Genomic DNA, 23,103 nt, shown 5'->3' on the forward strand with positions numbered 1-23,103 from the left:
GGACAGTACCTAGTACGGTGGCGGAATGAGTGGGGGAAGCGCTCGGGGTCACGCGATTGTCATCGGCGCCAGCATCGGCGGGCTGTGTGCGGCGAAAGTGCTGTCGGAGTTCTACGACCGGGTCACGGTGTTCGAACGCGACGAACTGCCGAGCGGGCCGGGCAACCGCACCGCCGTTCCGCAGGGCCGTCACGTCCATCTGCTGATGGCCCGGGGTGCGATGGAGTTCGACGGGCTGTTCCCGGGGCTGCTCGACGACATGGTGGCCTCCGGTGTGCCGATCCTGGAGAACCGACCGGACTGCATCTACTTCGGCGCGGCCGGTCACGTTCTCGGCACCGCGCATACGCTGCAGGACGAATTCACCGCCTACGTGCCCAGCCGCCCGCAACTGGAATGGCAGATCCGGCGCCGGGTGCTCCAGATTCCCAACGTCGAGATCCAGCGGCGCTCGGTGGCCCAACCGAGCTTCGACGTCGACGCCCAGCGGGTGACCGGGGTGCTGCTGGACAGTGACACCGACGAGCCCGACTTCGTGGCCGCCGACCTGGTCGTCGACGCCGCCGGCCGCGGCACCCGGCTGCCGGTCTGGCTGGAGCAGTGGGGCTATCAGCGTCCGCCGGAGAAGACGGTCGACGTAGGCATCGGCTATGCGTCGCAACAGTTTCGGCTGCCGGACGGGGCGATCCGTGAGCGGGTGGTCGTCGCCGGCGCGTCGCGCGAACAGCCGGTCGGGCTGGGCCTGCTGGGCTACGAGGACGGCACCTGGACGCTGACCACCTTCGGTGTCGGCAAAGTCGAACCGCCGCATACGTTTTCGGAGATGATGCTGCTGGCCGACAAGATGCTGCCCGAGCGGATTGCCGGTGCGCTGCGACAGGCCGAGCCGGTTGGCGACGTTGCGTTTCACAAGTACCCCGCCAGCCGGTGGCGGCGCTATCACGAACTCGACCGTTTTCCGGCCGGGATCCTGCCGCTCGGCGACGCGGTGGTCAGCTTCGACCCCACCTACGGGCAGGGCATGACGATGACGTCGATTCAGGCCGGCCACCTGCGCCGTGCGCTGGCCGACGGCTCGCCGGACCTGGCGCGGTCGGTGAACCGGGCCACCGCCAAAAGCACCTTCCCGGTGTGGATGATGACGGCGATCGGCGATCACACCTTCCACCACGCCACCGGCGAGAAGCCGTGGTGGTTCGGGCCGGTGGGCAGCTTGTTCGATCAGTTCCTCGGCGCGGCCGAGACGGATCCCGTTCTGGCCGAATGGTTCTTACGGCGCTTCTCGCTGCTGGACAGCCTCTACATGGTTCCGTCGGCCAAGCTGGTCGGGCGGACCATCCGGCACAACATGCGGCTGTGGCTGGGCGAGCGCCGCGCGGGGAAACAGGACCGCAACGGCGCGCTGGTCGGCAGCACCGCCAAGCGCTGAGCCCAGGGCTCGCTACAAGCCGACGGTAGCCCGGAAGATCTTCGTCGGCTCCTGCGCGACCAGTCGGATCGGGCCGTCGTCGGCGGCCACCCACGCGGCCGCACCGCGGGTCAGCGTCAGCTTCTCGGCTTTGCCGTGCACTGCCGTCTCCCCCTCGACGCAGAGCAGGATCTGCGGACCGTCATGGCGTGACGGCGCATCCACCTCGTGACCGATCTGGTCGTCGCCGAGCGTGAGCATCGACGCCGCGAACTCGGTGGTGGGGGTGTCGTAGAACGAGGCCAACCCGTCGGAATGGGTGTGCGCGCGCAACCGCTGCTCGGTGGTCGGGGTGAAGTCCAGGACCCGCAGCAGCTCGGGGACATCGACGTGCTTGGGGGTCAGCCCGCCTCGTAAGACGTTGTCGGAGTTGGCCATCACTTCCAGGCCCACGCCGCGCAGATAGGCGTGCAGGTTTCCCGCCGACAGGTAGATGCCCTCCCCCGGGCCGAGCGTGATCCGGTTGAGCAGCAACGCGGCCAGCACCCCCGCATCGCCGGGATAGCGTTCGCCCAGCTCCAACACTGTCTTGGCCTCGGCGGCGAATTGCGTTGCGCCAGAGCTCAGGTAGATGATGGCGCCGTCCAGGATAGCCGTCACCAGCGTGTCGACATGGGGCTGCGGCGCGGTGATCCAGGTGGTGAACAATGCCCGCAGCCCGTCGGCGTCGGACTGGTCGTTCAACAGGTCGATGTAGGGGTCCAGATCGGAAACCGCCAGAGCCCGCAACAGTTCGATGGTCTGGGCGACGGGACGGAATCCGGCCAGCGCCTCGAATTGCTCCAGCGCTACCAGCAGCTCGGGCTTGTGGCTGGCGTCACGGTAGTTGCGCACCGGCGAGTTCGCCGGGATGCCCAGCCGCTCCTCGCGCTGGTAACCCTCGGCAGCCTGGTCTGCGCTGGGATGCGCCTGCAGTGATAGTGGTTCGTCGGCGGCGAGCACTTTGACCAGAAACGGCAGCGTATCGCCGAACTCGGCGCGGGCCGCGGCGCCGAGTTGGCCGTCGGGATCGGCGGCCACTGCCTGCAGCAGCGAGACTTCGCCGTCGGGTTCTTTCAACCAGGACGGATCGCCCGGGTTGGCGCCCAGCCACAGCTCAGCTTCGGGGTGCGCGGCCGGTACCGGGCGACCAGTGAATTCCGCGATGGCGGTCCGTGACCCCCACGCGTATGTCCGTATCGCGCCGCGTAGCAACTGCACTTGCCATTACCTCAGAACCAGTTATCCCCGCACCAGCCGCAAATAAACCGCCGCCATCTCCAGCCGGACAGACAATATCGCCAGCTGCTGCTCGGCCCGCTGGGCACCGGGCCGCGGCGCGAGGCTGTCGAGCGGGTCCGGGACATCCTCGGCACCGACCAGGTCGACGTCGAGCATGTCGGCCACCCGAGCGGCCAGCACCGGCCGCTCGGCGTCCAGCGTCAACACCAGCACCCGCAGCCGGTCGGCGATCGGCCCGTCGATCTCTTCGTCGTGGAACAGCGATTCCGCCGGGTCGACGAACGCCGGTCCCAGCCCGGCTCGCAGCGCGGTCAACGCGTCCGCCATCCCGCTGGCCGCGGTCACCTCCTGCGCGACCCGCAGCAGCACAGCCGACCCGTGGCGGGCCAGCGCCAGCGTCGCCGCCCCGTCGCCGGCCAGCACCAAACGCCGCCGTGTCGTGCGCTCGGCCAGCGCCTTGGCCGGATTGGTGAAGAGTTCGCGACTGGCGCTGTTACGCAACGCTTCCGCGTCCAGCTCGTCGGCCAGCGCGGCCAGGTCCACCCGCAACCGGGGATCGACGCTTTCCAGCACGGCCAGGCCCACGGCCAGATAGCGGCAGAGCGCGAACTCGGGCACGACCGGCAACCGGGGCTCGAGCACCGCGACGCGGCCCGCGCTGATGTCGCGCAGCGGGCCCTCGTACGGCACGGCGACCACGACGCGCGCACCGCGGCGCACTCCGCTGGCGACGGCTCCCACCAGAGCTGGATCTGCGGGGTCATCGCCCGCGACGATCAACACGTCGAGCGGTCCGATCCATGGCGGGGCCTCGGCGGCGACCACGATCGGCGCGGGCGCCGAACCCCCGACCGTCGCGGCGAGCATGGTGCCTGCCATCTCGGCGGCGCCACGCCCGGCCACCCAGATCAGCGTGCGCGGACGGTCCTGGGCGTCGCGCACGGAATCGAGAGCACCTTCGTCGACCGCCGCCGCGACCGCGCGCACGTGCGCACCCGACGACGATGCCGCCCGCAGCAGTCCGTCACGGTCGGCCTCGAGCAGGCCGTCGATGTCGTCGAGGTCGATCGCGGCCTGGGCCGCGTTCACGTCACGGCCTCCGGCTGGCCGACCTGCGCACGGATTTCCGCGGCCACCTGCTCGACGACCGCGTCCACGTCCTCGGCGCTCCGGCCTTCGACGTTCAGGCGCAGCAGCGGCTCGGTGTTGGAGGTGCGCAGGTTGAACCAGCTGCCTTCGCCGAGGTCGACGGTGACCCCGTCGAGGTGGTCGAGCGAATGAATCCGGTTGCCGAACGCCTTGAGCACCGCTTCCACGCATGAGGCGGAATCTTCGACGGTGAAGTTGATTTCGCCGGACGACTCGTAGCGCTGGTAGTCGGCGGTCAGCTCGGACAGTGGCCGGTCCTGGTTGCCGAGCGCGGCCAGCACATACAGCGCGGCCAGCATGCCCGAGTCGGCACCCCAGAAGTCGCGAAAGTAGTAGTGCGCCGAGTGCTCGCCGCCGAAGATCGCGCCGGTCTCAGCCATCAGCGCCTTGATGTAGGAATGCCCGACCCGCGAGCGCACCGGCGTGCCGCCGCGCTCGATGACCAACTCCGGCACGGCCTTCGACGTGATGAGGTTGTGGATCACGGTCGCACCGATCTCGCGGCCCAGTTCGCGGGAGGCGACCAGCGCCGTCACCGTCGACGGGGAAACCGCCAGGCCGCGCTCGTCGATGACGAAGCACCGGTCGGCGTCGCCGTCGAAGGCCAGCCCGATGTCGGCGCCGTTCTCGACGACAAACTTCTGCAGGTCGACGAGGTTGGCCGGGTCCAGCGGGTTGGCCTCGTGATTGGGGAAGGAACCGTCGAGGTCGAAGTACAGCGGCAGCAGGGTGAGCGAGTCGATCGCGCCCAGCACCGCGGGAGCGGTGTGGCCCGCCATACCGTTGCCCGCGTCGACGGCCACCCGCAGCGGGCGCAGCCCGCCGGTGTCGACCAGCGAGCGCAGGAATTCGCCGTATTCGGCCAGCAGGTCCTGGTCGGTGACGGTGCCCGCGGAGCCGGTGTGCGTGGCGACCCCGGCGATCAGGTCGTCGCTGATGGTGGCCAGTCCGGTGTCGGCGCCGACGGGCTTGGCGCCGGCCCGGCAGAGCTTGATTCCGTTGTAGGCGGCCGGGTTGTGGCTCGCGGTGAACATCGCGCCGGGGCAGTCGAGCCGGCCGGAGGCGAAGTAGAGCTGGTCGGTCGACGCCAGCCCGATCCGGACCACGTCCAGACCCTGACCGGTGATACCGTCGCCGAAGGCGGCGGCCAACGACGGCGAGCTGTCGCGCATGTCGTAGCCGATGACGACTCGGCGGGCGCCTTCGCTGCGCATCAGCCGGGCGAACGCGGCGCCGACGTCGTGAACGAACGCCTCGTCGATCTCGCTGCCGACCAGACCTCGCACGTCATACGCCTTGATCACACGGTGAACAGCCGCGGCGGGCCGAGACATCGAGAGGGCTCCTGACGACGGGGACACGTAGCAGGTCAAGCCTAGCCGGGCGACGAGGCGGACTGGCACGGTCCGTTGAGGAGCTCGGCAAATCTGCGCCCTCCGGGCGACGAGGCGGACCGGCACGGTCCGCTGAGGAGCTCGGCAAATCTGCGCCCGCCGGGCGACGAGGCGGACCGGCACGGTCCGTTGAGGAGCTCGGCAAATCTGCGCCCGCCGGGCGACGAGGCGGACCGGCACGGTCCGCTGAGGAGCTCGGCAACCGCGCACGCTCGTCGCGCAACGCCGATAGCTACTCCGACGGGTCGGGCAGCACCCGAAGGTGCCCTCGTCGGCGGCCGTTGGTGGCCGGGCGGGGTGCGGCGGACGTCATCACTCCGGCGGCCGGCGCCTCGGCCGGTGCGCCGGTCAACTGACCCGCGGCCTCGTGGAACCCGTTGACTGTGCCGCCAACTGCGGCGACGTCGCGTCCCTCGCGCACGGCTTCGGCCAGCGCGATCAAGTCGTCTTCGTCGGGGTTGGTGGCCAACGGGCCGGCGTGCCGGACCAGCTCCCACCCGCGCGGGGCGGTGATGCGTCCGGCGTGGCTGACGCACAGGTCCCAGGAGTGGGGTTCGCTGGCGATGGCCAGCGGGCCCACGACCGCGGTGGAGTCCGAGTACACGAAGGTCAACGTCGCGACGGCATAATGCGGACACCCTGGCCGGCAGCAGCGACGAGGAACGTTCACGATCGAGAGGTTATCGTGCGAAAACGGTCACGCGGCGGCGGACACGCGCATTCCATGGGGGCAGGATGCCCAACCGTTACCATCGCCGAGTGAGCGATTCGCGCAGCTCCCCGCGCGGCCGCCGCCCGGCGGGCAAAAGGGTCTCGCGCCGCGGCCGCGACATGCGCGGACCCCTGCTGCCGCCGACGGTGCCGGGCTGGCGCAGCCGCGCCGAGCGTTTCGACATGGCCGTCCTGGAGGCCTATGAGCCGATCGAGCGGCGCTGGCAGGAGCGGCTGTCCGGACTCGACGTCGCCGTAGACGAGATCCCCCGCATCTCGGCCAAGGATCCGGGCAACGTGCAGTGGCCGCCGGAGGTGGTCGCCGACGGGCCGATCGCGCTGGCCCGTTTGATCGCCGCGGGCGTCGACGTGCGCGGCAGCGCCACCCGTGCGCGAGTTGTGTTGTTTCGCAAGCCGATCGAGCGACGAGCCAAAGACACCGTCGAACTGGCTGAATTGCTGCATGAAATCCTGGTGGCCCAAGTGGCCACTTACCTGGACGTCGAACCGTCGGTGATCGATCCGACGATAGAAGACGAATAGCGGACGACCGCGAACTCAGCCGAAGCCGGGCTCAGCGGGTCATCCGCTATTCGACAACCCCTGTATGTCAGACGATTCCGCGCTTGAGGCGACGACGCTCACGCTCGGAAAGCCCACCCCAGATACCGAAACGCTCGTCATGGCCCAACGCGTACTCCAGGCATTCACTCCGTACCTCGCAGCCAAGGCAGATCTTCTTGGCCTCTCGAGTGGAGCCGCCCTTCTCGGGGAAGAACGCTTCCGGATCTGTTTGAGCGCACAACGCACGGTCTTGCCACTGATCGGTTGCTTCCTCGATTGCCTCGAATTCGTCTTCGAAAGCGTCGGGAACCAAACTCAAATGGGGCCTTTGGGATACCCCTGTCAACGGCAGACCGGGAGCGGTGTGCGGTGTTCCTCCCATTAGCCCCCGAAGGTGTTCATAGGACATGCTCCGCCTCCTCACCTGGTTTCGTAGATCACACGAATGTCACCACTGTTTTGATGTCGGTCATCCCGATTCGAACATTTGATCGAATCTCGGTCTGCGACACCGAATCCGGCCGGCCAACCGAAATGACACTGCTGTGATTACACACGGGTAAGAGTCGATTCGCAAGCGATTGGGCAGATTTCCATATCATCTCGTGACCAATTTTTTGCGGCACTGAGGCCTATGGGGCGTGGCGAGTCGGTCACACCAGTCACACAAGGCATTCCGGCACCATGCCCGCGTGTCGGCCCACCGACTCGTCTGGGCGTCCAGCCACCGGCCGCGCGTACTGTCGTGCGGTGTGAAGGTGACGGTTTTGGTCGGCGGGGTGGGCGGCGCGCGCTTCCTGCTCGGCGTGCAGCAGCTACTCGGTCTCGGCCAATTCGCCTCCCGCTCTGCGAATGACGGTGATCACGAGTTGACGGCAGTCGTCAACATCGGCGACGACGCCTGGATGCACGGCGTGCGCATCTGTCCCGACCTGGACACCTGTATGTACACCCTGGGCGGCGGAGTGGATCCCGAGCGCGGCTGGGGCCATCGGGGTGAAACCTGGCACGCCAAAGAAGAACTCACGGCCTACGGCGTACAGCCGGACTGGTTTCAGCTCGGCGATCGGGACCTGGCCACCCACCTGGTGCGCAGCCAGATGCTGCGCGCCGGTTACCCACTGTCGCAGGTGACCGCGGCGTTGTGTGATCGGTGGCAACCCGGTGCCCGGCTGCTACCCGCCAGCGACGACCGCTGCGAAACACACGTTGTGATCACCGATCCCGACGACGGCAGTCGACGCGCCATACATTTCCAGGAGTGGTGGGTACGCTACCGCGCGCAACTGCCCACCCACAGCTTCGCCTTCGTGGGTGCCGAAAAGGCAAATGCCACAACCGAAGCCACCGATGCCATTGCCGACGCCGACGTCGTCTTGATCGCGCCGTCGAATCCGGTGGTCAGTGTCGGGGCCATCCTGGCGGTACCCGGGATCCGCTCGGCACTGCGGTCGACCGGCGCACCGGTGGTCGGCTACTCCCCGATCATCGACGGAAAGCCGTTGCGCGGGATGGCCGATGAGTGCCTGAAGGTCATCGGTGTGGATTCCACCGCGGAGGCGGTCGGCCGGTATCACGGTGCACGGGCGGGAACCGGCATCCTGGACTGCTGGTTGATTCACGACGGCGACCACGCCGACATCGACGGCATCGCGGTGCGATCGGTGCCGTTGCTGATGACCGACCCCCCGACGACGGCAGCGATGGTCAGGGCCGGGCTGGATCTGGCGGGGGTGGTCGCATGACCGAACACGGCACCGCGTCGCCGATCGAGATCCTGCCGGTCACGGGGCTTCCCGAATTCCGGCCGGGTGACGACCTCGGCGCCGCACTGGCGACGGCCGCACCCTGGCTGCGCGACGGCGACGTGCTGGTCGTCACCAGCAAGGTGCTGTCCAAATGCGAAGGCCGGCTGGTGCCCGCGCCGCTGGATCCCGAAGAGCGCGACACGTTGCGCCGAAAGCTGGTCGACGCAGAATCCGTGCGGGTGCTGGCCCGCAAGGGCAGGACGCTGATCACCGAGAACGGGCTGGGCGTCGTACAGGCCGCCTCCGGCGTCGACGGCTCCAACATCGGCACCGACGAGTTGGCTTTGCTGCCAGTCGATCCCGACGGCAGTGCCGCAGCCCTGCGAGCCGGCTTGCGGGAGAGCCTCGGCGTCACCGTCGGCGTCGTCATCACCGACACGATGGGCCGGGCCTGGCGCAACGGCCAGACCGATGCCGCGGTGGGCTCGGCCGGCGTCTCGGTGCTGCACGGCTACGCCGGCGCGGTCGACCGTCACGGCAACGAACTGTTGGTCACCGAGGTCGCCGTCGCCGACGAGATCGCCGCGGCGGCCGACCTGGTCAAGGGCAAGCTGACCTCGATCCCGGTGGCCGTGGTGCGCGGGCTGCCCTCCGGCGTGGTGACCGAGACCGAGGCCACCGCAAGGCATCTCGTCCGATCGGGCACCGACGATCTGTTCTGGCTGGGCACCGCGGAGGCCCTGGAGCTGGGCCGCCGGCAGGCCCAGTTGTTGCGCCGTTCGGTGCGACAGTTCGCCGACGAGCCGGTGCCACCCCAGCTCGTCCAGGAGGCGGTCGCCGAGGCCCTCACCGCGCCCGCACCGCACCACACCCGTCCCGTGCGCTTCGTCTGGCTGCAGACCCGGGCCATCCGTGACCGTCTGCTCGAGCGGATGCGGGACAAGTGGCGTGCGGATCTGACCGGCGACGGCAAGCCGGCCGACGCGGTGGAGCGTCGCGTGGCGCGCGGCCAGATCCTCTACGACGCACCCGAAGTCGTGATCCCGTTTCTGGTGCCTGATGGCGCGCACAGCTATCCGGACGCGGCGCGGACCGACGCCGAGCACACCATGTTCACCGTGGCCGTCGGCGCCGCCGTGCAGGCGCTGCTCGTGGCGCTCGCGGTCCGCGAGGTGGGCAGCTGCTGGATCGGATCGACGATCTTCGTCGCGGATCTGGTTCGCGCCGAACTGGATCTGCCTGCGGACTGGGAACCGTTGGGCGCCATCGCGATCGGCTACCCGCTCGAGCAATCGGAGCCGCGCGACCCGGTGCCGGCCAGCGATCTGCTGGTACGCAAGTGAGCGTTCGTACGTCGGCGATTTCATTGCTGTCCGGGTGGCAGCCACCGGATCGCTCACAGGATTCGTTGCGCAACGCGGTGCTGGCGTTTCTGGACGCCCGCGAAGACGCGTGCCGGCGGGACTGCGTACCCGGGCACATCACCGCGTCGACGCTGGTGCTCGACGACACCGGTGGCCGTGTCTTGCTGACGTTGCATCCCCGGCTTGGCCGTTGGGTCCAATTGGGCGGGCATTGCGAGGATTACGACGCCGACATCTTCGCTGCGGCGATGCGCGAGGCCACCGAGGAATCCGGCGTGGACGATCTGCGACTCTCCCCCGACCTGGTCGCCATCAATGTCCACGCGCTCACCTGCTCGCTGGGGGTGCCCACCCGACACCTCGACCTGCAGTTCGTGGCCCACGCCCCTGCCGGAGCGCAGATCGAGATCAGCGAGGAGTCCGATGATCTGCGGTGGTGGCCGATCGGCGCGTTGCCCGAGGGCGTCGACGAAGGTCTGGGCTACCTGGTGCAGCGGGCCGCCGGCCGAAGCCGGGGCTAGCGGTTCAGACGTCGCTGGAGTAGCGGATCCCACCGTCGGGGATCTGGACGCCGGGCCATACCCGCGCCCCACGCAACAGTTCGCAGCGCGCTCCGATATCGGCGCCGTCGCCGATCACACCGTCGCGTATCAACGCTCGCGGGCCGATGCGCGCACCGAACCCGATGATCGACCGCTCGATCACGCTGCCCGCCTCGATCCGCACGCCGTCGAAGACGACCGCGCCGTCAAGCCTTGCGCCAGGGCCGATCTCGGCACCACGCCCGACGACAGTGCCGCCGATCAGCAGCGCACCCGGTGAAACCGCGGCGCCGTCGTGCACCAGCTGCTCACCACGATGTCCGCCCAGCGCCGGCGACGGCGCGATGCCGCGCACCAAGTCGGCCGAGCCGCGGACAAAGTCCTCCGGGGTGCCCATGTCACGCCAATAGCTGGTGTCGACGTAGCCGCACACGTTGACCCCGTCGGCCAGCAGCGCGGGAAACACCTCCCGCTCGACCGACACCTCGCGCCCGCGCGGGATCCGGTCGATCGTCTCGCGGGAGAACACGTAACAACCGGCGTTGATCTGATCGGTCGGCGGATCCGCCGTCTTCTCCAAAAATGCTGTGACGCGGCCATTTTCGGTCGGGACGCACCCGAACGCCCGCGGGTCGCCGACCCGGACCAGGTGCAGCGTCAGGTCGGCCTGCTGCTCGTGGTGGTAATCCAGCATCTGGCCCAGATCGGCCCCGGACAACACGTCACCGTTGAACACCATCACCGTGTCATGCCGCAAGCGGTCTACGACATTGGCGATTCCGCCGCCGGTGCCCAGCGGGCTCTGCTCGGTCACGTAGTCGATTTGCAGTCCGAGTTTCGATCCGTCGCCGAACTCTGCCTCGAAAACTGTTGGTTTGTACGATGTTCCGAGTATCACGTGCTCGATGCCGGCCGCGGCGATCCTCGACAGCAGATGGGTGAGGAACGGCAGCCCGGCGGTCGGCAGCATCGGCTTGGGCGCGGACAATGTCAGCGGGCGCAGCCGGGTGCCTTTGCCGCCGACCAGGACGACCGCGTCAACCTGCTTACTCATCGGCGCCGCTCCTCCTCATCGCCGCGCTCTGCATCGTCGCCGGCGCTTTGCTCATCATCGCCGCCGATCCGCCGAGTTACGCACCATCAACCGCGACCGCACCGCCAGGCCGGCCCGAAAGCCCCAACGCAGCGGCGCTCGCCACGGTCCAGAATGCCGGTCGGCGAGGTAGATATAGGTGCTTTTGTGATGCGCGGCCAGATTGCGCGACGACTCGCGCGCGGTCGCGTGTCCCTTGTGGTGCAGCACCTCGGCGGTCGGCACGTAGACGTTCAGCCAACCGGCGCGGCTCAGTCGGTCGCCGAGGTCGACGTCTTCCATGTACATGAAGTAGCGCTCGTCGAAGCCGCCGATCTGCTCGAAAGCGGCACGTCGCACCAGCAGGCATGACCCGGAGAGCCAACCGACCGGTCGCTCGCTGGGCTCCAGCCTTTCCTGCCGGTAGGCCACCGACCAGGGGTTCTTCTTCCACAGCTGGCCCAGGACCGCGTGCATTCCGCCGCGGATCAGGCTGGGCAGCTGGCGCGCCGACGGGTAAACCGACCCGTCGGGGTCGTGGATCAGCGGGCCAAGAGCGCCCGCGCGGGGCCAGCGGGCCGCGGCGGCAAGCAGCGCGTCGATGCTGCCCGGGCCCCACTGCACGTCCGGGTTGGCCACGATGATCCACTCGTCGGCGACTCCCTCGTGCTCGTCGAGCAGCGCGATCGCGCGATTGACCGCGGTGCCGTAGCCCAAGTTGGAGCCGGTGGAGTACAGCCGCACCCCCGGGTAACGCTCCACTGCGGCCTGGGGTGTCCCGTCGGTGGACCCGTTGTCGGCCATCAGGACGCTGACAGGCCGCTCGGTCGCGTGCGACAGCGAGGCCAGGAAACGGTCCAGGTGCACGCCCGGCGAATAGGTCACCGTGACCACGGGCAGGACGTCACTCACGGGTTGAGGGTAACGGTCGAGGTTGGGCAGGCTCTTCAGGAGGGAACGGAGAGCGCGTGGGCGAGCGCATCCCGCCACGGCCGCAGCGCCGACAGGCCGGCGTCGTGCGACTGCCGACCGGACAGCGCCGAATACACCGGCCGCGGCGCCGGTCGGGGGTTGTGGTCGCTGCTCACCGGCCGCACCCGCTCGGGGTCGGCGCCGAGGATCTCGAACACCGCCCGGGCCTGCCCGTAGCGGGTCACCTCACCCTGATTGGCGGCGTGGACGATGCCGTTGGGGGCGTCCACCCGCCCGTCGGCCACCTCGAGCAACGCGCCGACCAGGTCTCCGGTGTAGGTGGGCGAGCCGGTCTGGTCGTCGACCATGTCGACCACGCCGTCACCAACCGCCAGCCGGCGCATCGCGGCGACGAAGTCCTTGCCGTCACCGCCGGTGTACACCCACGCGGTGCGGACCACGAAGGCTCCCGGCAGCGCGTCGAGCACGGCCCGTTCGCCCGACAACTTGGTCTGCCCGTAGACACTCAGCGGCCGGGTCGCATCGTCCGGCTCGTAGGGGCGTGACGCCGAGCCGTCGAAGACGTAGTCGGTAGAGATGTGCACCAGCTGAGCTCCGGCCCGGTCGCAGGCTTGCGCGATATATCCGGGGCCGGCCGCGTTGATCGCATAGGCCCGGTCCGGGTCGCGTTCGGCGTCGTCGACGGCGGTGTACGCCGCACAGTTGATCACCACGTCGCCGGCCTGCACGATCTTGCCGGGGCGCTGTGGATCGGTGATATCCCACTGCGACGACGTCAGCGCCAGAACCTCGCGTCCCTGCCGGGTCGCTTCGGCCGCCAGGAAGGTCCCGACCTGACCTCCGGCGCCGGCGATCACAATTCTGTTCCCCACGAGCTACGAGTCTGGCACGCCGACGTCCGGCTACCCGAGTTACGGCTGTTACGCAAGTAATCTGTTGTGATGCCTGAGCAACGGGTGACCCGTGTGATTGCGACCGTGACGGCCGTGTTGGTCGTGCTCGTGACGGGGGTGGCGTGGAGCAAAGTCCGCTCCTTCGAGGACGGGATCTACCACGTCTTCGCACCCTCGCTGGGCCACGGCGGCGACGACGGCGCGCTCGACATCCTGCTGGTCGGCATGGACAGCCGTACCGACGCCCACGGCAACCCGCTCAGCCAAGAGGAACTCGCATCGCTGCGCGCGGGCGACGAGGTGGCCAGCAACACCGACACGATCATCCTGATCCGCATCCCCGACAACGGGAAGTCCGCGACTGCGATCTCGATTCCGCGCGACACCTACGTCTCCGCACCCAGCCTGGGCAAGACCAAGATCAACGGCGTCTACGGCCAGACCAAAGAAGAGAAGCGGGTCAGCCTGGTCGAATCGGGCGCCGCGCCGGACGAGGCCGAACGCGAAGGGACCGAGGCGGGCCGCGAAGCCCTGATCAAGACCGTTGCCGACCTCACCGGCGTCACCGTCGACCACTACGCAGAGATCGGGTTGCTCGGCTTCTCGCTGATCACCGACGCCCTCGGCGGCGTCAACGTCTGCCTCAAAGAGCCTGTCTTCGAACCGATGTCGGGGGCCGACTTTCCGGCCGGCCCGCAGAAACTCAACGGCCCCCAGGCGCTGAGCTTCGTCCGGCAGCGTCACGAACTCCCCCGCGGCGATCTCGACCGGGTGGTGCGTCAGCAGGTGGTGATGTCGTCTCTGGCCCACCAGGTGATCTCCGGTAAGACGCTGTCCAGCCCGGCGACGATGAATCGGCTGCAGGCCGCCATCCAGCGCTCGGTGGTGCTCTCCTCCGGCTGGGACATCATGGATTTCGTGAACCAGCTGCAGAAGCTGGCCGCCGGCCGGATCGCGTTCGCCACCATCCCGGTGCTCGACGAATCCGGTTGGAGTGACGACGGCATGCACAGCGTGGTGCGGGTCGACCCGCATCAGGTGCAGAGCTGGGTCGCCGGACTTCTGGAAGGTCAGGCCAAGGGCAAGACCGAGCAGCTCACCTACGCCCCGGACAAGACCAGCGCCAGCGTGCTGAACGACACCGACATCAACGGCCTCGCCTCCTCGGTGTCACAAGTGTTGAGCACCAAGGGTTTCGGCACCGGCAAGGTCGGCAACAACGACGCCGCACACGTGAAGAACACCCAGGTGCAGGCCGCGAGCGCCGATGACATGGGCGCCCAGGCCATCGCGAAGGAACTCGGCGGTCTGCCCGTCGTCGCGAACACCTCGGTCCCGCAGGGGTCGGTCCGGGTGGTGCTCAGCAGCGACTACACCGGCCCGGGTTCGGGCCTCAGCGACGGCGGCCCCAAGCTGGCGGCGGCATCGCACCCCGACTCCGCGGGGTCCGACACTCCCCCGCCGTCGCCGATCCTGACGGCCGGTTCCGATCACCCGGAGTGCGTCAACTGATCTCGTGCCGGCGACGATGGAGAGCGCGCAGCGCGATGAGGAGGAGTGGCACCTAGCTGATGTACTGAGGTGTGCCATCCACCAACCTCAGCGCAGCGATCCTGGATCCGTTGATGCGCGCCGACCCGGTCGGCCCGCGGATCACCTACTACGACGACGCCACCGGCGAGCGCATCGAGTTGTCCGCCGTCACGCTGTTCAACTGGGCGGCCAAGACCGGCAACCTGTTGCGCGACGAGTTCGGCGCCGGTCCGTCGAGTCGCGTGGCGGTGCTGCTGCCGGCGCACTGGCAGACGGCGGCGGTGCTGTTCGGGGCGTGGTGGATCGGTGCGGAAGTGCTGCTCGGCTCGGCCGTCGAGGCCGATATCGCGTTGTGCACCGCCGACCGACTCGACGAGGCCGACACCACCGGCGCCGGCGAGGTCGCAGTGCTGTCGCTCGACGCCTTCGGCCGATCGGTGCCTGATCTGCCGATCGGCGTGACCGACTACGCGACCGCGGTACGGGTGCACGGCGATCAGATCATCCCCGAGCCGAACCCGGGGCCGGCGTTCGACGGCAGATCGGCCGACCAGGTGCTGGATGCCTGCCAAAAGGCCGTGGCCGCACAGGGTTTGACGGGCAGCGATCGGGTGCTGTCGACGGCGTCCTGGGAGACGCCCGACGACGTGGTCGACGGGCTGCTCACCGTGCTGTCGGTCGGCGGATCGCTGGTCTACGTCGCCAACCCCGACCCGGCGGCGCTGGCCCGCAAGACCGAGACCGAGAAGGTCACCCGGAGTCTCTAGGTGTGCCTCGAGCGCCCGTCCAGCCGGGCGTCCACCACCTAGCGCCCGGCTGGCCGGGCACTCGGAACCGCGGCCGGCCGCGGCCCACCCGCCACGCCGCCGATACATGTTGATATCGCTATATGACGATGCTACGGTCGTCGGCAGGGCATAAACTCACGCTCTGAAAACAACGGGAGGACGTTCGCGATGGTGGTGTCAGGCCTATTCGGAAAAGCAGCGGGGACGGTGGTAACCGGCGTCGTGGGCGTGAGCGCCTACGAACTCCTGCGTAAAGCCCTGGCCAAGGCCCCACTGCACGAAGCTGCCGTCTCCGCGACGGAGTGGAGCCTGCGCGGCACCCGACGAGCCGAGGAAGCCGCCGAGTCCGCCCGGCTGAAGCTGGCCGACGTGGTGGCCGAGGCCCGCGAGCGCATCGGCGAAGAGGCCCAGCCTCCCGCCATCGGCGATCACGATCACGACCACGACCACTGATCGGCCCGCTGTGCTCGATGCTCCGCCTTCTCCCCATCGCGCCGTGCCGTCTGCGTCGTCTGCGGAGTTGACGACCGATCTACAAATCGTGTCCGACGCCGCCGGGCGCATGCGGGTCAAAGTGCCGTGGGTGCGCGGCAATACGCGGCGCGCGGTCGCGGTCGAAGAGGCCGTAGACCGCCAGCACGGCGTCCGGGCCGTGCACGCCTATCCGCACACCGGCTCCGTCGTCGTCTGGTATTCGCCCAAGCGCTGCGAGCGCCAGGACGTGTTGGCGGCCATCGCCGAGGCCGAACACGTTGGCGCGGAACTCATTCCGGCGCGGACACCGCGCTCCTCGGATATCCGCAACACCGAGGTGCTGCGGATGGTCATCGGTGGCGCCGCGCTGGCCCTGCTGGGCATTCGCCGCTACGCCTTCAACCGTCCCCCGCTGCTGGGCCCATCGGGCCAACTGGTCGCGACCGGCGCGACGCTGTTCATGGGCTACCCGTTCCTGCGCGGCGCACTGCGCTCGCTGCGGTCGGGCCGCGCGGGTACCGATGCGCTGGTGACCGCCGCAACCGTCGCCAGCCTGGTGCTGCGCGAGAACGTCGTCGCCCTCACCGTGCTGTGGCTGCTGAACATCGGTGAGTACCTGCAAGATCTGACCCTGCGCCGGACCCGGCGGGCCATCTCGGATCTGTTGCGGGGCACCGCGGACACAGCGTGGGTGCTGATCGCCGACGGCGAACAGCAGGGCACCGAGGTCCAGGTACCCGTCGACACGTTGCAGATCGGCGATGACGTCGTGGTGTACGACCACGTCGCGATCCCGGTCGACGGCGAAGTGGTCGACGGCGAGGCAGTGGTCGACCAGTCTGCGATCACCGGTGAGACCCTGCCGGTCAGCATCGTCGCCGGCTCCGCCGTGCACGCCGGATCGGTGGTGCTGCGCGGGAGGCTGGTCATCCGCGCCCGCGCGGTGGGCAACCAGACGACGATCGGGCGCATCATCTCCCGTGTCGAGGAGGCCCAGCACGACCGGGCGCCCATCCAGACCGTCGGGGAGAACTTCTCCCGCCGCTTCGTGCCGATCTCCTTCATCGTCTCCGCGGTGACACTCGCACTCACCGGGGATGTCCGGCGCGCGATGACCATGCTGCTGATCGCCTGCCCGTGCGCGGTCGGGCTGTCCACCCCGACGGTGATCAGCGCCGCGATCGGTAACGGCGCCCGCCGCGGCATCCTGATCAAAGGTGGCTCGCACCTCGAGCAGGCCGGCCGGGTCGACGCGATCGTCTTCGACAAGACCGGGACGCTGACGGTGGGCCGCCCTGTCGTCACGAACATCATTGCCCTGCACGATGATTGGCAGCCCGAGCAAGTATTGGCCTACGCGGCAAGCTCAGAGCTGCACTCCCGGCACCCGCTGGCCGAGGCGGTGATCCGCTCCACCGAAGAGCGCCGCATCACCATCCCGCCGCACGAGGAGTGCGAGGTGCTGGTCGGGCTGGGCATGCGGACCTGGGCCGACGGCCGGACGCTGCTGCTGGGCAGCCCGTCGCTGCTACGGGCCGAGAACGTCACGGTCTCCCAGGAGGCCGCCGACTGGGTCGACACGTTGCGCCGCCAGGCCGAGACCCCGCTGCTGCTCGCCGTCGACGAGACGCTGGTCGGGCTGATCAGCCTGCGCGACGAGGTGCGTAGCGAAGCGCCGGAGGTGCTCAAGCAGTTGCGCACCAACGGGATTCGCCGCATCGTGATGCTCACCGGCGATCACCCCGAGATCGCGGCGGTCGTCGCAGCCGAACTCGGCATCGACGAGTGGCGCGCCGAGGTGATGCCCGAGGACAAGCTCGAGGTGGTGCGCCAACTGCAGGACGAGGGCTACGTCGTCGGGATGGTCGGCGACGGCATCAACGACGCGCCGGCCCTGGCCGCGGCCGACATCGGCATCGCGATGGGCCTGGCCGGAACGGACGTTGCCGTCGAAACCGCGGACGTCGCACTGGCCAACGACGATCTGCGGCGCCTGCTCGACGTCGGTGACCTGGGCGCCCGTGCGGTCGAGGTGATCCGGCAGAACTACGGCATGTCGATCGCCGTCAACGCCGCCGGGTTGCTGATCGGCGCCGGCGGCGCCCTGTCACCGGTGCTCGCGGCGATCCTGCACAATGCGTCCTCGGTGGCTGTCGTCGCGAACAGTTCACGGTTGATTCGGTACCGCTTGGACTGAACGCCGCTGCGCCCGGCGTCGGCCTCGTACGATGTGCGCTACCGGCGAAAGGCTCGATCGGTGAAAGGACGTTGCTGCCGTGTCATCGACCCCGCTCGACCCCGTTGCCAGCGAACGGCTCTCGCACGCCGACAAGGTCTTCACCTCTGATCTGTCGGTCAACGAATTCGCTCTGCTGCACGGAGCCGGCTTCGAACCGCTCGACCTGGTGATGGGCGTCTCGGTCTACCACGTGGGCTACCAGTTCACCGGCATCCGGCAGCAATCCGAGCTGCCGGTGCTCACCGAGGCGACGTACCGGGCGCGCTGGAATGCGATGGCCCGCATGCAGGCCGAGGCCGACGCGCTGGGCGCCGACGGCGTCGTCGGCGTGCGGCTGGAATGGCGCCAGCACGGCGCCGAGGCCGAACACCTCGAGTTCATCGCGGTCGGAACCGCGGTGCGCTACGCGGCCAAGCCCGGGTCGTTCCGGCGTAGCAACGGCCAGGCTTTCTCCAGCCACCTGTCGGGCCAGGATCTGGCCACCCTGCTGCGGTCGGGCTGGGCGCCGGTGGCGTTCGTGATGGGCAACTGCGTGTTTCACATTGCCGCGCAAGGCTTTCTGCAGACCCTGCGCCAGATGGGCCGCAACACCGAGATGCCGCAGTGGACGCAAGGAAATTACGAAGCACGCGAATTGGCCATGTCGCGCATGCAAGGAGAAGCCGAGCGCGACGGCGCGCGGGGAGTCGTCGGCGTCCACTTCAACATCCAGAACTACGCCTGGGGCTATCACACGGTGGAGTTCTACGCCGCCGGGACGGCGGTGCGGCAAATCGGCACACCCGAGACCATCACGCCGCAGTTCGTGCTCGCCATGAACGACTGATGGTGGAATTCGACGCGCAGCGAGTGAGCGCTACGGTTGCCCGCGCGCTGACCGGGCCGGGTGGAATCGGTCTGGTGATCGACGTGTTCGCCGGATTGCCGGGCGTGACGCACACCCCCGCCCGGCGCGGGATGTTCAAGTCGCAGCCGGCACGGCTGCAGATCGGCGACTGGCGCTACGAGGTGACGGCCGACGGCCGCCTGCAGGCGGCACATGTGGTGGGCGGCGTCGTGATCGGCGAAGAAGTGTTGCTCGCCGAGGCGGTCGGCCCGCATCTGGCCCGTTCCCTCGGCCAATTGGCCGCCCGCCACGGTGCGACCGTCGTCCCCAACATCGACGCGGCGGTCGACGCCCTCAGCGCCGGCACGGGCTGATTCCCAGTTCGCCGAGATCGACGCCAGCGTCGACTTCCTCGGCGTGTCGGCACGCTCACGTCGATCTCGGCGCAAGCGACCGTGCGCTCGCCACATGCGACAATGCCCCGGCAATGCAATACCCAACCCGGGGCGGTCGACCCCGACAGTGCTGGCGGTCACGCCGTTTCTGGGTGGCGCTCACGGTGAGCGCATGGCTGCCGATGGCGGCCGCCGCCTGCGGCACCTCCCCGGAGCACAGCGCACTCCCGAACCGGGACTGCATCACCCAGTACCGGCCGGGCGTCGACTATTTCCCGGACAAGTCGACGGTTCTCGATGCCACCAACTTCAGCCTGGCTTATCACGACAGTTACCAGGTCCTGACCGTCAAAGAGCCCTATCCGCACGGTCACCCGGAGTCCTATGTGCTGGTGCGCTGTGGCGCGCCCATGCCAGAGATGACCGGTGATCTGGTTGGCGCACAGCGGATCACGACACCGGTCGTCAGCATGTACTCGGCGTCGATCACGCAGCTGGGTATGATCAGCGAGCTCGGCCGCACCGACATGGTCACCGGTGTCGCCGCCACTGCCGATGTGGTCAATCCCGAACTGCGGCAACGGATCAGCAGCGGCAAGACGGTCGGCTACGCACCCGGAAACCAGATCGACACCGAGAGTGTGGTCGCCGCCCATCCGGATGTGCTGGTGACCGCCGGCATCGACCAGCCGAGTTACCCCAAGCTGCGCGACGGCGGAGTGCCGGTGCTCGCTGATGCCGAGTGGCTGGAGGCGACCCCGCTGGGGCGGGCGGAGTGGATCAAAGTGCTGGCCGCGCTGACCGGGACCGAGAAGAAAGCCGGACAGGTCTACTCCCGGCTCCGCGACGACTACGCCGCGGTGGCCCGCAGATCCGCCGGCGCGCGACCGGTCGAAGTACTGCCCGGCGGCATGTATCAGGGTGTCTGGTTCATGCCGTCAGGTGGCGACTACGCCGGGCGCCTCATCGTGGATGCCGGCGGCAGCTACCCGTGGTCGGGCGACGCCGGCAGCGGGTCGCTGCAGCTGAATTTCGAGTCCGTGTACGCCAAAGCCGGGCAGGCCCCGCTGTGGCTGGTCGCCGACGACTGGAAGACCACCGGCGACGCGCTGGCCGCCGACTCCCGGTACGGCGAACTCGCCGCGGTCCGAAGCGGTCAGGTCTGGTCGGCGACCAAGGCGGGCAACGACTATTGGGAGCGCGGCCCGGCGCGGCCCGATCTGGTGCTCGGCGATCTGGTGGCGATCCTGCACCCCGACCTCGAGCCGCGTCACGAGTTCAGCTTCTACCGCAAGCTCGCACGCCCATGACGGCCGTGGCATCGTCGATCTCGTTGCGGCTCAACCGAACCGCGGTGGTCCTGACGGCACTGGCCGTCGCGGTGGTACTGCTGACCGTGCTGGGAATCGCGCTGGGCCCGGTGCGGGTGCCGCTGCTCGACACTGCCCGCATCCTGGTCGGCGCCCAGCCTTCGGATGCCCGGTGGCAGGTGATCGTGCACGGCCTCCGGTTGCCCCGCGTGCTCACCGCGATTGCTGCCGGTGCGGGCCTCGGCGTCGCCGGTCTGCAGATGCAGACGCTGTTCCGCAACAGCCTGGCCGACCCCTACGTACTGGGCGTCAGTTCGGGCGCCGGACTGGGTGTCGCGGTCGTGGTGATCGCTACCGGGTCCGGCTTCACCGCGGGCCTGACCAACGACCGGATCGGTGTGACCGTCGCGGCCGCGGTGGGCGCCGCGGCCGTGCTCGCGGTCGTGCTGACACTGGCCCAGTGGGTGCGCTCGCCGGCGACCCTGCTGCTGATCGGGGTGATGGTGAGCGCCGCCACCACCGCCGTGGTCAGCGTGCTGCTGGTCTACGCCGACCCGCTGCGGGTCCAGCAGTACCTGATGTGGGGGCTGGGCAGTTTCGCCGGCACCACCTGGGGTGACCTTCGGCTCATGCTGCCGGTCGTCGTGGCCGGGGTGGCCGCGGCCGCATTCACGCTGCGCGCACTGAACGCCCTGCTGCTCGGCGAAAACTACGCCCGCACAATGGGAATCGACGTCCGCCGGGCCCGGCTGATCACTCTCGCCTCGGCGTCGTTGCTGACCGGGGCCACCACGGCGCTCTGCGGACCGATCGCCTTCCTCGGGCTCGCGGTGCCGCACCTGACCCGCCTCGCGCTCGGCACCTCCGACCACCGGGCGGTGTTGCCGACGGCGGTGCTGATGGGTTCGGCGATCGCGCTGGCCTGCGGCATCGTCAGCCAGGTGCCGGGCAGTGACGCGGTCCTGCCGGTCAACGCGGTGACCGCGCTGATCGGGGCGCCGATCGTGGTCGCGGTATTGGTCCGTAGCCGGCGCGGGCTGGGGATGCCGCAATGAGCGTGCTGGAGTTGCGCGATCTGACGATCGGCTATCGCCGCAGGCGACGGGCCACCGTCGTCGCCGCGGGGTTGTCGGCGGTGGCAGGCCGCGGCGAGCTCACCGTGTTGCTCGGCCCCAACGGGTGCGGAAAGTCGACGCTGATCCGCACGATGTGCGGACTGCAGCCCGCACTGGGCGGGCAGGTGTCGCTGGACGGGACGGACCTGGCCGGGGTCGCGGCCGACCGGTTGGCCCGCCGGGTGGCGGTCGTGCTCACCGACCCGGTGGACCCCGGGCTGCTGTCGGCCCGCGAACTGGCCGCGCTGGGCCGGATCCCGTATCTCGGTGTGACGGGCCGACTCTCGCGCGACGACCACGACATCGTCGAGCAGGCTCTGGCGGCGGTCGGCGCCGGTCACCTCGCCGACCGCCCAGCCGCCGACCTGTCCGACGGCGAGCGGCAGCGCGTGCTGACCGCCCGCGCGCTGGCCCAGCAGCCGGACGTGCTGGTGCTCGACGAGCCGACCGCGTTCCTGGACGTGCCGTCGCGCGTCGGCTTGATCGCGATGTTGCGCCGGCTGGCCCGCGAACAGGGGCTGACGATCGTGCTGTCCACCCACGACCTCGAGCTGGCGCTGCGTGAGGCCGATCGGGCCTGGCTACTCGGATGCGACGGCACCCTGGTCGACACCACGCCCGGCCGGCTGACCAGCGACGGGCAGCTGAATGCCGTATTCGGTTGCGAAATCACCCCTTCCAGCGACCCGGCGGCGGTCACCGCGCTGGCCGAGCTGAGCGACGTCAGCGGGTATTTCGCGCTGGGCACCGGACCATTGGCCAGTGGCTGGCGGCCGGTCCGACAGCTCTACGACGACACCGCGCTGCTGGGCGAGGTGGTCGGCCGCGTCGCAGCCCGAATGCGGGTCACCGAGCAGCGGGTCGCGGCGTCGACGTTTTTCCTGGGCTTCGCCGCGCGGCTGTGGTCGATCGGCCTGGGCGCGGTCGCGGGCTACCAGCTACTCGTCGACCTGCCGCCTGACCGGCTGTTGTACCGGCAGAGCGAGGGCCAGATCGCGTTACACCTCGAGCGTCCGGCGACTCAGCAGCGCGACGACCTGCACACCGCGCTGGCCGACCTGGTGCTCGACCGGCACCTCGAACCGCTGGCGGCCGCGCTGCGGCGACTCGGCCCGATCTCGCGGGGATTGTTCCACGGCAACGCAGCCTCGGCGCTCCTCGGCGCCGCGCGGGTCTTCGATTCCGATCGCGCGACCACGTCGGGATGGCAACTGGCCCGCCGCATCTGCGACGAAAGGTTGAGCGCAGCAGTCTCTTTTGCCGATAACGGCTACCGCCGCACCAGCTGCTGCTTGTATTACCGCACGCCCGGAGGCGGGCTGTGTGGCGACTGCGCCCTCGATCGGGTGCCGGAAAGGTGTTGA

The 23,103-nt window shown here is 69.0% G+C and carries 22 protein-coding genes; 14 read left to right on the forward strand and 8 right to left on the reverse strand.

The window, feature by feature from the left end; genetic code table 11:
- The first annotated feature begins 25 nt into the window (after positions 1-25).
- Positions 26-1,429, forward strand: coding sequence for an oxidoreductase (locus CYU59_RS01515; RefSeq protein WP_292975075.1), 1,404 nt, complete (start codon positions 26-28; stop codon positions 1,427-1,429).
- 12 nt (positions 1,430-1,441) lie between these two features.
- Here CYU59_RS01515 and manA read toward each other — a convergent pair whose 3' ends face one another.
- From manA to CYU59_RS01535, 4 genes are all read right to left on the reverse strand, one after another.
- Positions 1,442-2,668, reverse strand: a complete 1,227-nt coding sequence (manA, locus tag CYU59_RS01520) for a mannose-6-phosphate isomerase, class I (protein WP_292975077.1) — start codon at positions 2,666-2,668, stop codon at positions 1,442-1,444.
- Between the two features lie 21 nt (positions 2,669-2,689).
- A complete protein-coding gene (locus tag CYU59_RS01525; RefSeq protein WP_292975079.1) occupies positions 2,690-3,778 on the reverse strand; it encodes a TobH protein in 1,089 nt (362 codons plus the stop codon).
- Positions 3,775-5,172 carry a phosphomannomutase/phosphoglucomutase gene (locus CYU59_RS01530; protein WP_292975081.1) on the reverse strand — a complete coding sequence of 466 codons (1,398 nt, stop codon included), beginning with the start codon at positions 5,170-5,172 and terminating at the stop codon, positions 3,775-3,777. Before CYU59_RS01530 ends, CYU59_RS01525 begins: the two co-directional genes overlap by 4 nt.
- Before the next feature lie 292 nt (positions 5,173-5,464).
- Positions 5,465-5,902, reverse strand: coding sequence for a DUF3499 domain-containing protein (locus CYU59_RS01535; protein WP_292975083.1), 438 nt, complete (start codon positions 5,900-5,902; stop codon positions 5,465-5,467).
- A gap of 161 nt (positions 5,903-6,063) precedes the next feature.
- On the opposite strand from CYU59_RS01535, the gene CYU59_RS01540 reads away from it, so the two are divergent.
- The gene (locus CYU59_RS01540) at positions 6,064-6,486 is read left to right on the forward strand and encodes a metallopeptidase family protein (protein WP_292975297.1); all 423 of its coding nucleotides are present in this window, start codon (positions 6,064-6,066) and stop codon (positions 6,484-6,486) included.
- Positions 6,487-6,553: 67 nt separating this feature from the next.
- Here the strand turns inward: CYU59_RS01540 and CYU59_RS01545 are convergent, their stop codons facing one another.
- Positions 6,554-6,889, reverse strand: coding sequence for a WhiB family transcriptional regulator (locus CYU59_RS01545; protein WP_292975300.1), 336 nt, complete (start codon positions 6,887-6,889; stop codon positions 6,554-6,556).
- Positions 6,890-7,259: 370 nt separating this feature from the next.
- Here CYU59_RS01545 and cofD point away from each other — a divergent pair, with 370 nt between their 5' ends.
- From cofD to CYU59_RS01560, 3 genes are read left to right on the forward strand one after another with little or no spacing between them, the layout of a single operon-like run.
- Complete coding sequence (gene cofD, locus CYU59_RS01550) at positions 7,260-8,252, forward strand: 2-phospho-L-lactate transferase (protein ID WP_292975085.1); 993 nt, start codon at positions 7,260-7,262, stop codon at positions 8,250-8,252.
- Positions 8,249-9,598, forward strand: coding sequence for a coenzyme F420-0:L-glutamate ligase (locus tag CYU59_RS01555; RefSeq protein ID WP_292975087.1), 1,350 nt, complete (start codon positions 8,249-8,251; stop codon positions 9,596-9,598). Before cofD ends, CYU59_RS01555 begins: the two co-directional genes overlap by 4 nt.
- Positions 9,595-10,140 (forward strand): NUDIX hydrolase, encoded by a 546-nt coding sequence (locus CYU59_RS01560; protein ID WP_292975089.1) that lies wholly within the window; start codon positions 9,595-9,597, stop codon positions 10,138-10,140. Before CYU59_RS01555 ends, CYU59_RS01560 begins: the two co-directional genes overlap by 4 nt.
- 4 nt (positions 10,141-10,144) lie before the next feature.
- On the opposite strand, the gene CYU59_RS01565 is transcribed toward CYU59_RS01560, so the two are convergent.
- The 3 genes from CYU59_RS01565 to rfbD are packed head-to-tail and all read right to left on the reverse strand — an operon-like array spanning position 10,145 to position 13,038.
- Positions 10,145-11,215: an NDP-sugar synthase gene (locus CYU59_RS01565; protein ID WP_292975091.1), complete on the reverse strand. Its 1,071-nt coding sequence runs from the start codon at positions 11,213-11,215 to the stop codon at positions 10,145-10,147.
- 54 nt (positions 11,216-11,269) lie between these two features.
- Positions 11,270-12,127, reverse strand: a complete 858-nt coding sequence (locus CYU59_RS01570; protein WP_292975304.1) for a glycosyltransferase family 2 protein — start codon at positions 12,125-12,127, stop codon at positions 11,270-11,272.
- A gap of 53 nt (positions 12,128-12,180) precedes the next feature.
- Entirely contained in the window at positions 12,181-13,038 is an 858-nt protein-coding gene (gene rfbD / locus CYU59_RS01575) for a dTDP-4-dehydrorhamnose reductase (protein ID WP_292975093.1), read from the reverse strand.
- A gap of 69 nt (positions 13,039-13,107) precedes the next feature.
- On the opposite strand from rfbD, the gene CYU59_RS01580 reads away from it, so the two are divergent.
- The 9 genes from CYU59_RS01580 to CYU59_RS01620 all read left to right on the forward strand — a co-directional run bounded on the left by CYU59_RS01580 (position 13,108) and on the right by CYU59_RS01620 (position 23,103).
- Positions 13,108-14,571: an LCP family protein gene (locus CYU59_RS01580; RefSeq protein ID WP_292975095.1), complete on the forward strand. Its 1,464-nt coding sequence runs from the start codon at positions 13,108-13,110 to the stop codon at positions 14,569-14,571.
- A 71-nt stretch (positions 14,572-14,642) separates the two neighbouring features.
- Entirely contained in the window at positions 14,643-15,359 is a 717-nt protein-coding gene (locus CYU59_RS01585) for a TIGR03089 family protein (RefSeq protein ID WP_292975097.1), read from the forward strand.
- A gap of 189 nt (positions 15,360-15,548) precedes the next feature.
- Positions 15,549-15,833 (forward strand): DUF1490 family protein, encoded by a 285-nt coding sequence (locus CYU59_RS01590; protein WP_292975099.1) that lies wholly within the window; start codon positions 15,549-15,551, stop codon positions 15,831-15,833.
- Positions 15,834-15,942: 109 nt separating this feature from the next.
- Complete coding sequence (gene ctpC / locus CYU59_RS01595; RefSeq protein WP_292975306.1) at positions 15,943-18,051, forward strand: manganese-exporting P-type ATPase CtpC; 2,109 nt, start codon at positions 15,943-15,945, stop codon at positions 18,049-18,051.
- 79 nt (positions 18,052-18,130) lie between these two features.
- The gene (locus CYU59_RS01600; protein ID WP_292975101.1) at positions 18,131-18,919 is read left to right on the forward strand and encodes a heavy metal-binding domain-containing protein; all 789 of its coding nucleotides are present in this window, start codon (positions 18,131-18,133) and stop codon (positions 18,917-18,919) included.
- Positions 18,919-19,293, forward strand: a complete 375-nt coding sequence (locus CYU59_RS01605; RefSeq protein WP_292975103.1) for a DUF5073 family protein — start codon at positions 18,919-18,921, stop codon at positions 19,291-19,293. Before CYU59_RS01600 ends, CYU59_RS01605 begins: the two co-directional genes overlap by 1 nt.
- A 185-nt stretch (positions 19,294-19,478) precedes the next feature.
- Positions 19,479-20,624, forward strand: a complete 1,146-nt coding sequence (locus CYU59_RS01610; protein ID WP_292975105.1) for an ABC transporter substrate-binding protein — start codon at positions 19,479-19,481, stop codon at positions 20,622-20,624.
- Positions 20,621-21,679: an iron ABC transporter permease gene (locus CYU59_RS01615; protein ID WP_292975107.1), complete on the forward strand. Its 1,059-nt coding sequence runs from the start codon at positions 20,621-20,623 to the stop codon at positions 21,677-21,679. The genes CYU59_RS01610 and CYU59_RS01615 overlap by 4 nt, the downstream gene beginning before the upstream one ends.
- Positions 21,676-23,103 carry an ATP-binding cassette domain-containing protein gene (locus tag CYU59_RS01620; protein ID WP_292975109.1) on the forward strand — a complete coding sequence of 476 codons (1,428 nt, stop codon included), beginning with the start codon at positions 21,676-21,678 and terminating at the stop codon, positions 23,101-23,103. The genes CYU59_RS01615 and CYU59_RS01620 overlap by 4 nt, the downstream gene beginning before the upstream one ends.

This window comes from Mycobacterium sp. (assembly GCF_002863225.1).
GTDB lineage: Bacteria > Actinomycetota > Actinomycetes > Mycobacteriales > Mycobacteriaceae > Mycobacterium.

What these genes read in the sequence shown, in the direction of transcription:
- CYU59_RS01515 (WP_292975075.1), top strand. Translation starts at nt 26, where the DNA reads ATGAGTGGGGGAAGCGCTCGGGGTCACGCGATTGTCATCGGCGCCAGC.
- CYU59_RS01530 (WP_292975081.1), bottom strand. Translation starts at nt 5,172, where the DNA reads ATGTCTCGGCCCGCCGCGGCTGTTCACCGTGTGATCAAGGCGTATGAC.
- CYU59_RS01540 (WP_292975297.1), top strand. Translation starts at nt 6,064, where the DNA reads ATGCGCGGACCCCTGCTGCCGCCGACGGTGCCGGGCTGGCGCAGCCGC.
- CYU59_RS01545 (WP_292975300.1), bottom strand. Translation starts at nt 6,889, where the DNA reads ATGGGAGGAACACCGCACACCGCTCCCGGTCTGCCGTTGACAGGGGTA.
- CYU59_RS01555 (WP_292975087.1), top strand. Translation starts at nt 8,249, where the DNA reads ATGACCGAACACGGCACCGCGTCGCCGATCGAGATCCTGCCGGTCACG.
- CYU59_RS01565 (WP_292975091.1), bottom strand. Translation starts at nt 11,215, where the DNA reads ATGAGTAAGCAGGTTGACGCGGTCGTCCTGGTCGGCGGCAAAGGCACC.
- CYU59_RS01580 (WP_292975095.1), top strand. Translation starts at nt 13,108, where the DNA reads ATGCCTGAGCAACGGGTGACCCGTGTGATTGCGACCGTGACGGCCGTG.
- CYU59_RS01590 (WP_292975099.1), top strand. Translation starts at nt 15,549, where the DNA reads ATGGTGGTGTCAGGCCTATTCGGAAAAGCAGCGGGGACGGTGGTAACC.
- ctpC (WP_292975306.1), top strand. Translation starts at nt 15,943, where the DNA reads ATGCGGGTCAAAGTGCCGTGGGTGCGCGGCAATACGCGGCGCGCGGTC.
- CYU59_RS01605 (WP_292975103.1), top strand. Translation starts at nt 18,919, where the DNA reads ATGGTGGAATTCGACGCGCAGCGAGTGAGCGCTACGGTTGCCCGCGCG.
- CYU59_RS01615 (WP_292975107.1), top strand. Translation starts at nt 20,621, where the DNA reads ATGACGGCCGTGGCATCGTCGATCTCGTTGCGGCTCAACCGAACCGCG.
- CYU59_RS01620 (WP_292975109.1), top strand. Translation starts at nt 21,676, where the DNA reads ATGAGCGTGCTGGAGTTGCGCGATCTGACGATCGGCTATCGCCGCAGG.